The organism is Stieleria maiorica, assembly GCF_008035925.1.
In the GTDB taxonomy this organism is placed as follows: Bacteria; Planctomycetota; Planctomycetia; order Pirellulales; family Pirellulaceae; genus Stieleria; species Stieleria maiorica.
This window is the reverse complement of record NZ_CP036264.1, coordinates 8,670,705-8,685,210: the sequence shown is the minus strand read 5'-3', so window position 1 is coordinate 8,685,210 and position 14,506 is coordinate 8,670,705. Positions and strand designations below refer to the sequence as shown.

Here is a 14,506-nt window from a genome sequence, read left to right as displayed (position 1 = left end):
AAAGACACGATGCCGGAATTGCCTGAAGTCGAAACGATGTGTCGTGGGGTGTTGCCGATCGTGGGGCATCGGATCGTCGCCGCCGAGCGTCCGCCCTGCGGACGCAAACCGATTTTGTTTCAGCCAGCGATCGCCCAGTTCGATCGCCGCGTCCGCGACCGCCGGATCACCGGGATCGACCGGCTGGGAAAACGGGTGATCATCGAGCTGGAAGACGACCAGGCGATCGTGATCGAGCCACGGATGACGGGTTTGGTGCTGCTGGCGGACCCGCCGGGGCCGGAGCACTTGCGATTGAGACTGACCCTGGCGGGGGATCGCTGCGAGGAAATGCTGTTTTGGGACCGTCGCGGGCTGGGCACGGTGCGGTTGTTGACGGCGGAACAATTGCGGCGCGAGGTCCGCGACCGACTGGGGCCCGATGCGACCAAAATCACCGCGGAGCAACTGCGTGAGGGTCTGCGGCACAGTCGCCGCGTGATCAAAGTCGGCCTGCTGGACCAGGCGGCCGTGGCGGGCATCGGAAACCTGTACGCGGCGGAGATTCTATTTGTCGCCGGCGTCGATCCACGCACCCGCTGCGACAAGCTCAGCCGGCCGCAGTGGCAACGGATCCACGCCGGAATCGGATTGGTGCTGGGCGAGGCGATCGAGCACGAGGGCAGCACGCTTTCCGACGGAACCTACCGTAACGCGCTCAACAACGAGGGCAGCTATCAGAACTACCATCGGGTCTACGACCGGGCCGGATTGGGGTGTGGACGCTGCCGGGCGGGTGTGATTCGCCGAATCGTCCAAGCCCAGCGGAGCACGTTTTTTTGCCCGATTTGTCAGCGGAAAACGGGGCAACACGCGTCGGTCGGTCGAATCGAAGTTTCGCCCGCCGCGGGTCGCACGGTACAATCATAAGCCGCGTGGACACTTAAATTTTGAATTTCTTGCCCGTCTGGAATCACGATGCCGATTTCATCCAACCGACGCGATTGGTTTCGCAAGTCCGCCTTACTGGCCGCCGGCGGAACGCTCGCCGCATCGTCGCTCGGACCTCGGCCGGGTGTTGCCGCGGCACGCAATGCGTCTTGGGAAACGGCGACGCAAAAGGCGCTGGCCTGGCTGGCGCGAACCCAGTCTTCACGCGGGCATTGGAACACCCAGGTCTATCCGACCGCGATGGCTGCCTTGGCCGGCACGGCGATGATCGGCAGCGGTTCGACGACCACGCAAGGACCGTACGCCAAAGAGATCGCCCGGACGTCAGATTTTTTGATCAGCAAGAGCCGCGACAACGGGTTGATCGGCGACCCCAAAACGGACCAGCGTTACACCTACGGACACGGGTTCGCGATGTTGTTCCTGTCGCAGGTCTTGGGCGAAGAAGGTTTGTTGGATCGTCGCCGCGAGATCGTGGACGTGCTGACGCGGGCGGTCGAGTTCAGCGGCAACGCCCAGACCGCGGCCGGCGGTTGGGGGTACGTGTCGGCGGCCGAGGGCAATGATTTTGACGAAGGCTCCACCACAATCACCCAGGTCCAGGGGCTGCGCGGTTGCCGCAATGCCGGGATCCCGGTCAGCGGTGACGTGATCGATCGTGCCAAAGAATACATCTATGGCTGCAAGAACAAGGACGGCGGGATCAGCTACAGCAGCCGTCAGCGCGGCAACAGTCGTCCGGCGATCACCGCGGCAGCATTGGCGGCACTGTACAACGCCGGCGACTATGACAGCGAGCACGTCCCGGAGATGCTGGAGTACACCAAGAAGGAGCTGCACGGGATCAGCGACGGCGCCCGCGCGTTCGGCCATTGGCACTACACATACTTGTATTACAGCCAAGTCGTTTATCGCCAAGGCGACGAGTTGTGGCAGCCGTTCCGTACCAAGTTGTACGAACGCATCACCAGCCAGCAGCGTCCCGAGGGAAATTGGGAAGGCCAAATCCATCCGGTCTATGTGACCGCGTGCAACTTGATCATGCTGCAATTGGATTACGGCTACCTGCCGATCTATCAACGGTAGCGTTCTAATTAAACCCGCGGATCGTTGTACGATGTCCTTTATAGGTCGTCGCGCAGTGCCCCACGGACGACAGCCCGGAAGGGCCATCGTACTGCGAAAAGCGCCCGCCGCCCACGGTCAACTTGGTGTCGTTTGCGGCTTTCGAGCAAGGGTCTTTCGCGCGACCGCAAACCAGCTGGATTGTTGCAAATCACGGTACGGGGACTCGACCGGCAGCGTTTGCATCAGGTACTGGTCGGCCGCCCGCAGGTTGTGATACGGCAGTGAGGGAAACAGGTGATGCAGGGCGTGAAAGCGAATCGAGAAGGGATACAGTAACCAAGTGAAAAAATCGCGGCCGGTAAAATTGCAAGAATCATGCAGGTGCTCCGATGCCGTCATCTTTGTCCCATCGCTTTCGAAGTGATGATCGGCCAACAGCCTCAATTGATTGAGCAACAGGACGCTGATGCCGAGCGAATAGAGCATGGGGATTCTCGTCCAATGGTTGATGCCCAACAGCACGAGTGCCGGAATCAATGTTGCACGGATGCAAGTCAAAATTTCGACCGCCGTGATGCGGCGTCGATCGGCCGCGGAAACCCTTCGCACATAGTGGGGATTCATCATCAGTGATGAACAACGCGTTAACACGAACGTGCGAAGCCTGGGGTGCAAAAACGTCAACGGGGTTAGGACAAACCGCGCAGTAACAATGATGGGAAATGCCAGCACCAACAGCGAGTAAGCGAGTATGCTGGACCAGTTTCCGCGTCGGAAGCAATTGACGATGTATTCGGGGTCCTGCTTGGTTCCATACAGGCGGTGGGTATGGTGATCGCGGTGATGGCCGGAAAAGAAAGGCGAAGGTGCCAACATCAGTACACCTGCGATCAGATTCCAGGCGACCTTGTAAGCACGCATCTCATGTTCGCCCAGATGGGCGACTTCATGAACAAGTGAACCGGCGCGATAAAGCCAAAACACCGCGATCGGAAACGCGACGACTTGGTAGACCGACCAGGATTCCGCAGTCAGATAGACGCTCGCGGCGGTGTACGCCAGCACGGTGCTGACCAAAAAATCTCGCCAATAGATCCATGATGAAACGCGAAAGTAATCGGTCTCGGCGTCGCGCAACGCGACTTTGGAATCATGGACCCACTGCTGTGAACAAGCATCCATCAAAATCTCCGTCTAGCAGGTCGGTGCGCAGGCCTTCCCGCGAGGCCGCGTCCAATGTAAGCCGAAAGCTTAGGCGATTGTCGCCCGATTGTAGAGGTGAACTCGGCCCATCGGCGTCGAATGTTGTTTCAATGCGTCGCGATCCTGCTAGTGGGTGTGTTGGGGCTCGGAGGTTTGCAATTTGACCATGTCCCGGTACCGGCCTCCGCCTGCGAGCAGTTGCTGGTGCGTGCCGACCTCGACGATGTGGCCGTCTTCGAGCACGACGATCTTGTCCGCGTTACGAATCGTGCTCAACCGGTGTGCGATCACCAGCGACGTCCGGTTTTCCAGCAATTCTTCGAGGGATCGTTGGATCATCTGTTCGCTTTGGCTGTCCAGGTTGCTGGTCGCTTCGTCGAGAATCAAGATCTTGGGGTCGGCCAAAATCGCGCGTGCGATGGCGAGGCGTTGACGTTGTCCGCCGGAGAGTTTGACGCCGCGTTCACCGATGACACTGTCGTAGCCCTGGGGCAGCTTTTCGATGAACTCGTGGGCCGCCGCGGCTTGTGCTGCGGCGATGATTTCCGTTTGGTCGCAATCACGACGGGCGTAGGCGATGTTGTCGGCGATCGTGCCGTCAAATAAAAACACCTCTTGTTCGACGATGCCCAGCAAGCTGCGAAAGGAGTCCAGGTTGATGTCGCGAAGGTCGCGGCCGTCCAGCTGCACGCTGCCTTCGACGGGATCATAGAACCTGGCGATCAAGTTGGTCAGGGTGGTTTTTCCCGCACCGCTGCGACCGACCAGGGCGACCGTTTCGCCGGGTTCGATCTCCAGCGAGATGTATTGCAGTACGAAGGTTTCGGTGCCGGGGTAACGGAAGGACAGCTCTTTGATCTCGAGTCTGCCGGCGGTCGATGCTTTGGCGACATGGACGGCATCGGGTTTGGTCGGCAATTCGCTGTCGACTTCCATCACGTCCAGGATGCGGTCCAGTCCGGCCAAGTTGTTTTGAAACCCGACGGCGCTGCCGGCGATGGTTGCCAGCGGGTCCAGCAGCATGGTCAGGTAAACGAGAAACATCATCAGGTCGCCGAGTGTCAGCTCGCCTTGAATGATTTGGTATCCGCCGTAGAGCAACAATCCGGTCGACGCCAGCGGGATGATGACTTCCCAGACCGTTTCGATGATCCGCGTCCACCACCAGGTGAAAAGCTGTTGCCGGACCAGGAAGCCGCCCTCGCGAACGAACTTGGCCGATTCGCGACGTGATCGGGAAAAGGTTCGCACGACCCGGATCCCGCCGAAGGTCTCGGTCGCGCCGGCGTCGATCCGTTGGCGTTGTTTGCGGATGTCGCGGTAAAGCGGCCGGATACGGTTGATCCAGGTGCGATGGCTGACCCACACGATCGGCAGTAGCAGCAAGCCGCCGACCATCAGTTTCCAGTCGACGAAGATCAGGATGATCAGGCTGCCGACGAATTGGACGATCGCCCGCCAGGGGTTGTACAACATCGAAAAGATCAGATCCGCCACGCCGCCGGCGTCTTCGCGAATCAGACTGGCCACGCCGCCGGATTTCAGGTCGTACACGCGTCCCAGGGGCAGACGGATGGCATGGTCAAACACGCGTCGACGGATCGTGATCTGGGATTGGTTGACGGCTTTGGTGGCGGTCCAGCGGCTGAACAGATGGACGATGGTGGCCAGGATGGTCATCACGACGACCGCGGCGGCGATCCAGACCAACCGCTGCATCTTGTCGCTCGGCCAGCCAAACTCGGCCAGCCACGCCGGCAGCGGTTTGGGGGGATCGGTCAGTACGCAATCGATCGCCAGCTTGGTGCCGACCGGGGGTACCAATCGCAGCCCGATCGCGATGGTCAAGAAGAAGAGTGCGATGATGATCTGACGTCGGTGCGGACCGACCAGCTTCCAAAACTCGCCGATCAGTTCCCAAAAAGTGCGCTCGCGCTCGCCCCACTTGACGGCGCTTCGATCGCCACCGTGATGGCCCGTCGGGCGGATTTTCTGGGCATTTCGCTGGCGGACTTTCTGACGGTAGGCAGCAAATCGGTGGCGACTGGGCAGTGTAGGCATACGATATTGGTAGCGCCGTGGCGGACGGATGACAAGGTGACATCGGGTTGCGGGCGGTTCAACCGCTGACGGTCGATAACTCCACACGCCAGACTCCCGCGGCGATGCGTCGCATCGCCAGACCGTGCCGTTTGGACAGCCGAGCCAGGAATGCATCGCCGCCCGGACGCTTGTCGATGATCAACGTAATCCGTTTCCGTGCGATCCAGTCGGCGAGTCCGGAAACACTCTGTCGGTCCAGCAGGTCGTAAAACAGTTTGCGGTCGGCCAAAAAATCGTCGCCGCGATGAAACCAGGCAAACGCCTCGACGTAGGGGTCTGCCCAAAAAACCCCCTGTCGAATCAACCAGTAGTGTTTGGTGGTTTCAAGGTCCAGCAGCAACACGCGGTCGGAAGGTCGCAAATAGTCCGGGCGCAAATCGGCCAGCGTCCGCGCCGGTGCGATCGATCGCCACCGCGCCCGCCGTTTACCCATGTCCGCCAGCTCGGCGTCAAGCAGGCTGTTGAACCCACGCGCGCGAGCGAGTGGTGTTGAGATTTCGAAGCGATATGCCAACGCCGAGACGCCCACGAAAACCAGAATCGCGATGCCGGTCGTTCGGCGAACGCCACGCGGGACGCAACATGAGAGCGCCCCGGCGACGACGGTCAAAGCGATCGGATAGGCAAACCAATGCAATCGTTCATAGCCGGCGGCGTAGTGCGGAAGCCGCGTCAGGAAGACGCCCGAGACCAGCCACATGCCCCACAACATCCCGGCGGCAACCAGCCCCGACCCCAGCAGGCGCCATCCCGATGCTAGCAGACGCCTGGAATCAGCACGTTTTCCCCGCCAAGTTGCCACGCCCAGCACCAGCACGCCGATCTGCATCATCGCCAACAGCCCGCATCCGGTGATCACCGAGTGTTTCAACTGCAGCCGATCGCCGACCCACTCGGTCGTGTCACTCGGCAGCGGAGTGCCCGGTAGGGTGTTGTAGAAACCGACCCAGTAATGAATCGGCCTTTCGTCGAGTGACTGTCGGTAATCGATCCGGATGATTTCACGAATCTGCTGGTGGTTGCTTTGCGCGTCGCCGATCAGGAAAACGCCGACGCACAACACAACGGCCGCGACGGCCAAAGTCGCGGTCCGCCGGATCGCGCGAGGATCGGCGGGGGTGACCAGGACGGCCACCGGTGCGGCCAGCAAGAGCAGATAAATCGAGGTCAACGGGTGGAATCGAAGGAGCGCAGGCAGCAACGCCACCAGCGGAACCCCATACCGCGACCTGCCGGCGATCCAGCCGCGGGCCAACCAAAGCGTCGCGGGGATCAGGAAGAACAACGCGATGTCTTTGTCCAGCAACAGGTTGTTCGTGATCCGAAACGAATAGTTGAACGCGTTGAAGTTGCGATACCACAGCAACACACTTCCCAGGATCGCGAGCAACACGATCGGATAAGAGACACGTCGACCCGCCAGGGATCGGATAACCTCCGCCAGGCACAGCAACACCGAGAACGCGATCGGGATGGTTGCATAACGCAGCAAGACTTGATCGACGGCGACCCCGCTGGTGTACGCGATCATGCTGGGCAACGAATGCCAATAGTGTGACTTCCAGCGGGGCATGGCCTGGTCGACGTCCATCGCGGACATGCCGATCGATGAAACGTCCAACGAGGCGTTGGCGAGCATGTCCTGTTGTTGCAGCAAAAACTGATGAATGTCGTTGGATCGTGGCGTGCGGTAAACGCAAACCGAGAACACGATCAAAGTGGTGATCATCAAGCTGTGTCGTGGCGGCCGGACGACCGGCCACGGAGCCGCACCCACCGCCGTCCTGACCAGATGGCCGTAACGCAGCGCCGCCGCGGCCAGCAGAGCGACGGCCATGATTGTCAGGTACGCCTTCATCCCCAGTCCGGTCAGCGATGCGGCGCAGGCCAGCAGACCGTGGAGGGCGATCGAGGAGATCATCGCGGCGAAATATCGACGAATCGGTGCGCAGTGATCGCCGATCCACCACGGGGCGCTCAGCCAGCCGAGGGCCAGAAACGCCGCCCAGGTCAGTTGGACACGCACATCGGCCAGATTGCCCGGACCGAGGGTCAGTGTCGCGATCAGCAGTGCCGAATGCCCGGCAATCAGCGGCGATAAATCGCGAAGCAACGGCATGGACGAAGGGCGAAATGTGGGGGCGGGGGGATGCTTGCATTGGCCGGGGGACGCCGCGGCCAGCGGGGCTGGAGGTGGGGCGGCGAAGATTTTGATGCCATCGCGATCCAGGGGATGTTACACTGGATCGCTCTCCTCGTCGGTCTCCGCTTGTCTTTTTGTTCGGAGGGGTGTCCATGCTGGATCTTGTCGTCGCGACCTCGGTCATGGTTTGTCTGTGTCTGGTGATCGGATCGTTCGTCGCGGTCCGGATGAAGCGCGAGTCGCGTTTCTCCAGCGTGGTGTTGTGTTTTTCAGTGCTTTCGGCGGCCGGGTACGTCTACTTTCTAAACGGGACATTGACGTGGGCTCGGTTCGTCCCGTTGACCGCGGCGATCGTGTGGACCAATTTTGCGCCGATCTTTTTGTGCGTCGCCAGCGCGGCGGCACTGGCGATCCCCAATCGACCGTTGTGGCGGCGCGGCGGGTTGTCGTTGATGTTGGCGTTGTTCGCGACCGCAACATTGTTGCAACCGATCGTCCAACCGGTGATTCGTCCGGTGCGGCACAGCATGAACACGGTTTGGCTGGGGCACGACGTGTGCCAGCAATCTGGCAGCGTGACCTGCAGCCCCGCGGCCGCGGCGACGTTGTTGAAGGCCAACGGGATCGACGCGGAGGAACATCAGTTGGTGCAGTGGTGCTTGACCGATGCACTCGGCACGACATCGCTGGGGTTGTGGCGAGGGTTGCGTTTGGCGACCGCCCAGACCCCGTGGGAGCCGGAGGTGATGGACGTCACCTTGGAGGATCTGCTCAGCCGCGAGCCGCGCGACGATATTTTTCCCTGCTTGATCTTGGTCGGATTTCCTCGCTTCGGAACGGTCGCATCGCCGGAAATCGAATCACGTTACATTAAGGAGTACGGTTGGCCACGAGGATTTCGACACAGTGTCGTCTTGTACGGACCGGCTGAGGACGGCGGGATCGAAGTCGGTGATCCGTCGATTGGACGTGAGCGTTGGGCAAAGCAGGATCTGGAAATCCTATGGCGTGGAGAAGCGGTACGATTGGTGCGTCGCGAATCTTGATGGTCGGATGGATCGTCGCGGCGGTGACCGGCTGCGACGTTGAGACTCAAGCAACCAAGCAGCCCGATCCACCGACGGCGGCATCGGCCAGCCAGCGCCCGTCCGCGTTTGGTCAACCAGATCCCACTGCAGAACCAGATCCCACTGCAGAACCAGATCCCGCTGCGGACGTTTCGGGGGAGACGCTGACGCAACAGCTCGGCCAGATTCGCGCTCGGTTGGATGCCGGCCGTCTTGACCAGGCGGAGCAGACGGCGCGTCGTCTGTTACTTGACCACCCCGGCGACCGCGGTGCTCAGGCGATGTTTGCCGAAGTGTTGAAGATGACCGGGCGGTTTGCACAGGCGGCCGCATGGGCGTTGCAGACTGCCGATGCGGAGACCTCCGCGGCGGGCGCGATCGGTTGGCTGGAGCGATCGTTTTTTTGGAGCCTGGAGGCGGGCGATTGGGGGCTGGCGGAGAAAGTGGGGCGACGGACGGTCCAGCGGTTTCCTGACGCTCCCGATGGGCATCGTTTCTTGGCCAGGCTGTTTTCTTCGCAGGGGCGACGTCAGGAAGCGAGCACGCACGTGCGGCGGTTGTTGCAGTTGGGGGCTGCCGACGACCGCGAAGTGCTCAGTCTGGTCGACGTCTCCGGGCCGTTTCAAATCGTGTCCTTTGATCGCTGGACCGACAACAGGGAACTCGGGGTGTTCGCGCTCGGAAAGGCACGCCAGACGTATGTGGCGGACAATGAGATCGACGAAACGTTGGCGATCCTGGAAACGCTACGTCGCGACCATCCCGGCATGCCGAGCGTGGAGGCGTTTTACGGCCGCGTGCTTGTCGAAGCGGGGCGGGACGCAGACTTTCGACGCTGGTTGGACAACGTTCCCGAGGGCATCGACGCCCAGTCCGACTACTGGGTCGCAGTCGGGAATTGGCTGCAAGGGATCCAACAAGATCGTCAGAGTATCGCGGCGTTGGCTCGGGCGATCGAAATTGATCCCAGTGACCGGCGGGCACTGCGATTGATCGTCGCCGCGTTGTCACGTGTGGGACAGGACGAACGTGCCGCCGCCGCACAGGCGTCGCTGTCAAAACTGGATGCGGTGTTTCGCAAAGCCGCCCGCGCCGATGCCAGTGAGGCGTTCGAAATCGGCGCGGTGTTGGAATCACTGCTGCGACCTTGGGAGGCGCTCGGCTGGTACAAGATCGCCGCCGAGCGTGGTGCGGGCGAGACGCTGCGGCCAGAGAAACTGCAGCAGCGAGCCGCGGCGATTGGGCAATGGGAACGCGATTCGACCGCGGAACAAATCGTGCAGGCGCGGACGCGGAAGCTGTTGGGGTTTGACCCCGGCGACTATCCGCTGCCCGAGCGACTGGTGACGCGACGGCACGACGGCGGGGAGCCCGAATCGGCCGAGCGAAGTCCGCTGGTGTTTCGCGACGTCGCCCACGCGTCCGGTCTGCGGACGTCCTTTGTCAGCGATTACAACCTCCGGGAAGTCGATTTCTTTTTGCATCAGGCCAACGGCGGTGGGTTGGCGCTGTTGGATTACGATCGCGACGGCAAACTCGATGTGTATGTCGTCCAGTCCGGCGGCGACCCCAACATCGCCGATGACTCGATGCCCAACGAGTTGTACCGCCAAACCGATCCGGTGGCGTTTGGTCGTGTGGAGACCGCCGCAGGATGTGATGGACGCGGGTTCGGTCAAGGCGTTTGCGCGGCAGACATCAATCAAGACGGGTTTGTCGATCTGTTGGTCGCCAACATCGGTCGCAATCAAGCATTGATCAACCAAGGTGACGGGACGTTTCGCGATGTCACGTCGACGCACCTGCCGGACGAAGGCCTGTGGACGTCCAGCATCGGCGTCGGCGATCTGGACGGTGATCAGATTCCCGATCTGGTCGAGGTGAACTATGTCGATGATCCCGAGGTGTTTCAGAAGAAGTGTCAGGGCGAGGTCATCGCGTGTGTGCCGCAGAGTTTTCGTCCCGCGCCAGACCGTTTTCTAACGGCGACTCCCGAGGGGCGATTTGTGCAGGATGATTCGCTGGTCGGTGAGTCGGTGCCGCCCAACTACGGATTCGGTGTGGTGATCGCGGACTTCGATGGTCGTCCGGGTAATGAAGTCTTTGTGGGCAACGACGGGGATTTGAATCAATATTGGCGGAGCGGGTTATCGGCAAGTGAGCGGTTGGTCGAAATGGCGGGGATCAGCGGATTGGCGGTCGGCGCATCGGGCGTTGCGGCGGCTTGCATGGGAGTCGCATCGGGGGATTTTGATCGCAGCGGTCGCTTGGACTTGGCGATTACGAACTTCTACAAGGAGCCGGTCAATCTGTTTCTGCAAAGTCCGTCGGGGACGTTTGTCGATGATGCGATGCGGCGTGGGCTGGATGTCCCCAGCCGAAGTGTGTTGGGGTTCGGTTGCCAAGCGGCCGATCTGGACAACGACGGTTGGCTGGATTTGGCAGTGCTGAACGGGCATCTGTACGATTTCCGACAGCAGGGCATTCCGTTTCAAATGCAGCCGCAACTGTTTCGCGGAACACCGAAACGATTCGAGCCGGAGCAGGTTGCCGATGAAGCCTCCTATTTCGCCATCAAGCGACTCGGACGCGCGCTGGCGATGGGCGATCTGGATCGGGACGGTCGCATGGATTTGTTGGCCAATCATCTCGACGCGCCGGTCGCCTTGCTGATCAATCAGTCGCAATCGGGCAACTGGTTGCAGGTGCAGTTGGTTGGTCGCCGTAGCGAACGTGATGCCGTGGGCGCGATCGTCTCGGTCGATTGCGGTGAGGAGACGTTTTCATTGTGGACCAGCGGCGGTGATGGATACATGTGTTCCAACGAACCGCTGTTGCATGTCGGTGTTGCCGACCATCAGGCCATCGATCAGTTGACCGTTCGTTGGCCCAACGGCGACCGCGAAACGTTTACTGATGTGCCGATCAACCGCCGCGTGTTGGTGGTCGAAGGATCGGGAGAGGTGGTCGCCGATGGGGGATGACATCCTTACAGCTTTCGGGCTTCGGTGGCGAGTCGGGCCAGTCGCGTGGTGAGTTCTTGCCCGAGTGTTTGCATCAGCGGATCGGGTTGGCCTTTGGGGGGGCGTTTGGTGTCGACTTGGATGGCCGGCGCGAATTCGATGACGGCTTTCAAGGGGATCGTGTGGTCGGCGTGTCCGTTGACGGTTTCTTGCATCCGTTGAATGGTTTCGACGATGCGGGTGTCGGTCACCTGATCGGCCATCAGGTAGCTGTCGGGATACGACGAAAGGTCTTGGGCGATGTCGGCGGCCTGGACATGGCGTTTGAGCGCGGTGGCGGTCGCGGGATCGGCGCCGTTTTCGAAATAGCGCGACGACGCGGTGGAGCGAATCAGCCGGACACGTTCGCGGACGTCCGCCGAGGGTTTATCCAGTTGCATTTCGGCTTCGGTGGACGTGAGCAGATGTTCGATCAAGGCATCGCGTCGCGACGGCAGGTCGCCGGCACCGCAGTGGCCGAGGTATTGAATCTCTTTGAGCGCCAACAGTGCTTCGGCGAGCCGGACGGTGCGCTGGCGAATGTCGCGTGGCGGCATCCGTTTCCAGCCCAGGCGTTGTTCGAATCGGTCCAGTTGCGTGGTCGCCCAGCGGTCGATTTTTTCGAGGCACAGGTACTTGATGGCGACCGGGTGAACGACGACGTTGCCGCTGCCGTCATCTGCGGTTTTCGACGGGTCGGCGTGGAGTTTTGCGCGTCGTTTGGCGGCGGTGCGGGCGATGAAGGCGACACCGTCCAGCAGCGGTTTCAGCTGGTCGTTGGTCCGGTTGGTGGTGCCTTCGGGGAAGATGATCAGCGGCCGACGACCTTCGACCAGGATCTCGATCGCGGCTTCGAGTGATTGCCGGTCGTTGCCTTCGCGAAAGATGCTGAAGGCGCCCATGCGTCGCAGTGCGAAACGGTCGAAACGGCCTTCGTTGAACAGGTGCCACGATGCCATCGCGTGGACATGGATGCCCAGTTGCCGGGCGGGCCAGCCCATGACCAGCGGATCGGCATAGCGGCAATGATTGGGGGCCAGCAAGATTCCGTGCTGCGCGTCGAGCGACTGCCGCAGGTGTTCGGTGCCGCGGAGTTCATAGTCGACGACGCCTTCCTTGCGTTTCAGATAGCGGTCGTAAAGTCGCAGCCGTTGGATCAACCAGGGCCAGAGCCTTCCACGGTAAGGAGGCACGAACTGATACGGACGCTCAAACACAACGGTCATCGGCGGGGGCAACTCTGGGGCGGAACGTTGATGGTCGCAGGATCAGCGTGGCGACAGACGCGTTGCGGACACAAACGAGGGCATGGTCGAGAGTTTAGAGAGCCCGAGGGCGCGTGACCATTACGGTCCGGCGCCGGAACCGGATGCCTGTCCCAGGAAAAATCCCAAACCGACCGCGACGATGAAGAACGCCACCAAGAGTGCCGCGATCAGCATCTTGTCAACGCCTTTTTCTTTGACCGGCTTGCGGCTTTCGGGTTTGTAGACGTCCGATTCGCTGCCGACATGAACGCTGGACCGCCCGTCGGTTCGTTCGGGGTAGTGCTGCGATGCGGCGGCGCTCGGTGTCTTTTTGGCGGCAGTCGGTTTGCGTGAGGCGGGCGGGCGGGCGGTCGCACCGCCGTAACCCGATTCGACTTGCAGGTCTAAGAAGCTGTTGTCGTTGAAGTCGATCGTCGGACGTCTGACGTTGACCATTTTTCCGCTGTCGTTGGTGCTCAATCCTTCGCCGCGGATCAGACGACTGCGGCTGCTGGTGAGCGTTTCGTCGTTCTTGTTGGACAGCGTGTCGCCACCTTGGTTGGGTCGCAGGGTGTCGTCGTCCAGCGAGATCGACGAGGAACCGTCACCGCCGATCCCCGGCAGATCCCCCAGACCGACCGTCACCTTTTGACCGCGCGGGACCTTGGCGACGTACCGTTCCAGGACTTCGGCAACATCTTCGGCTGTCTGGTAGCGGTAATTCGGATCCTTTTGGATCATCTTGACGCATATGCCTTCCAGCTCTCCGGGCACGCCCTTGCGGATTTCACGGATCGGTTTGGGCATCTCCTTTTGATGCATCGCGATCCGCTGGGCCAGGGTGCCCTGGTTGAAGGGCGGTTGGCCGGTCAGCAGGTAGTACATCGTGCAGCCCAAACCATAGATGTCGGCGCGGTGGTCGACCGTGTGGCTGTTAAGGGCTTGCTCGGGCGCCAGGTAGTCTGCGGTTCCGAGCACGTTTTCGTTGTTGGCCACCGTCAGCGATTCGTCTTCGTCGGCGCCCATCAACGCCAGCCCCATGTCCAGCAGCCGGACGGTGTGGGAGGAGTCCAACAGCAGGTTGGCCGGTTTGACGTCGCGATGAATCACGCCTTTGGAATGCGCGTGGGCCAGTCCGCGAGCGGCTTGGGCGATCACCTCGGCGGCCGTCGAAGGATCCAGGGCGCCGTCACGCTTGACCAACGCTTGCAGGTCCAGGCCGTCGACGTATTCCATCACGATGTAATGAACGTCGCCTTCGTTGTCGATGTCGTACGCCAGCACGATGTTGGGGTGATTAAGCGACGCGATCGCTTTGGCTTCCAGCTGAAAGCGGGCCAAGTAGGACGAGTCGGCGACTCGTTTCTTGGGCAACACCTTGATCGCGCGACGGTCGTGCAGCTTGGTGTGCTCGGCCAAATACACGCTGCTCATTCCCCCGGTGCCGATGTGGCCGAGCAACTTGTATTTGCCTAAGAAGAAGCCTTTGTATTTGCCGTTGAGCAGTTTTTCATTGTGCCATTCGGTCAGCAGTCCGTTTTTGACAAACAGGCGGGCCAACGTTTTGGCGTCCGATGGCAACCCGCCGTCGTAGTGCTGGCGAACCTTCTCCAACAACCGCTTCGCTTTGACTGGATCTACCAGGCGGCTTTTCTCGACCAGTTCAAGAAACTTTTTGGGCGACGGTTCCGACATAAGTGACCGTTTTGGTGGTCCCACTGCAAAAACGCTTGCGGTGGGGGC

The 14,506-nt window shown here is 60.9% G+C and carries 9 protein-coding genes; 4 read left to right on the top strand and 5 right to left on the bottom strand.

Annotated elements, in window-relative coordinates:
- The first annotated feature begins 9 nt into the window (after positions 1-9).
- Together Mal15_RS29440 and Mal15_RS29435 are read left to right on the top strand one after the other, a co-directional pair.
- On the top strand, positions 10-909 hold the full coding sequence (locus Mal15_RS29440; RefSeq protein ID WP_147871028.1) for an Fpg/Nei family DNA glycosylase: 900 nt from the start codon (positions 10-12) through the stop codon (positions 907-909).
- A 48-nt stretch (positions 910-957) separates the two neighbouring features.
- Positions 958-2,016, top strand: coding sequence for a prenyltransferase/squalene oxidase repeat-containing protein (locus Mal15_RS29435; protein ID WP_147871027.1), 1,059 nt, complete (start codon positions 958-960; stop codon positions 2,014-2,016).
- A 117-nt stretch (positions 2,017-2,133) separates the two neighbouring features.
- Here Mal15_RS29435 and Mal15_RS29430 read toward each other — a convergent pair whose 3' ends face one another.
- The 3 genes from Mal15_RS29430 to Mal15_RS29420 all read right to left on the bottom strand — a co-directional run bounded on the left by Mal15_RS29430 (position 2,134) and on the right by Mal15_RS29420 (position 7,423).
- Entirely contained in the window at positions 2,134-3,180 is a 1,047-nt protein-coding gene (locus Mal15_RS29430) for a fatty acid desaturase family protein (RefSeq protein WP_147871026.1), read from the bottom strand.
- 147 nt (positions 3,181-3,327) lie between these two features.
- A complete protein-coding gene (locus tag Mal15_RS29425) occupies positions 3,328-5,262 on the bottom strand; it encodes an ABC transporter ATP-binding protein (protein WP_147871025.1) in 1,935 nt (644 codons plus the stop codon).
- 58 nt (positions 5,263-5,320) lie between these two features.
- On the bottom strand, positions 5,321-7,423 hold the full coding sequence (locus tag Mal15_RS29420; protein ID WP_147871024.1) for a hypothetical protein: 2,103 nt from the start codon (positions 7,421-7,423) through the stop codon (positions 5,321-5,323).
- A 176-nt stretch (positions 7,424-7,599) separates the two neighbouring features.
- Here Mal15_RS29420 and Mal15_RS29415 point away from each other — a divergent pair, with 176 nt between their 5' ends.
- Together Mal15_RS29415 and Mal15_RS29410 are read left to right on the top strand one after the other, a co-directional pair.
- Positions 7,600-8,493 (top strand): cysteine peptidase family C39 domain-containing protein, encoded by an 894-nt coding sequence (locus Mal15_RS29415; RefSeq protein WP_147871023.1) that lies wholly within the window; start codon positions 7,600-7,602, stop codon positions 8,491-8,493.
- The gene (locus Mal15_RS29410) at positions 8,451-11,498 is read left to right on the top strand and encodes an FG-GAP-like repeat-containing protein (protein WP_147871022.1); all 3,048 of its coding nucleotides are present in this window, start codon (positions 8,451-8,453) and stop codon (positions 11,496-11,498) included. The genes Mal15_RS29415 and Mal15_RS29410 overlap by 43 nt, the downstream gene beginning before the upstream one ends.
- A gap of 5 nt (positions 11,499-11,503) precedes the next feature.
- On the opposite strand, the gene Mal15_RS29405 is transcribed toward Mal15_RS29410, so the two are convergent.
- Entirely contained in the window at positions 11,504-12,742 is a 1,239-nt protein-coding gene (locus Mal15_RS29405; RefSeq protein WP_147871021.1) for a lysophospholipid acyltransferase family protein, read from the bottom strand.
- Between the two features lie 120 nt (positions 12,743-12,862).
- The gene (locus Mal15_RS29400; RefSeq protein WP_147871020.1) at positions 12,863-14,458 is read right to left on the bottom strand and encodes a serine/threonine protein kinase; all 1,596 of its coding nucleotides are present in this window, start codon (positions 14,456-14,458) and stop codon (positions 12,863-12,865) included.
- Between the last annotated feature and the right edge of the window lie 48 nt (positions 14,459-14,506).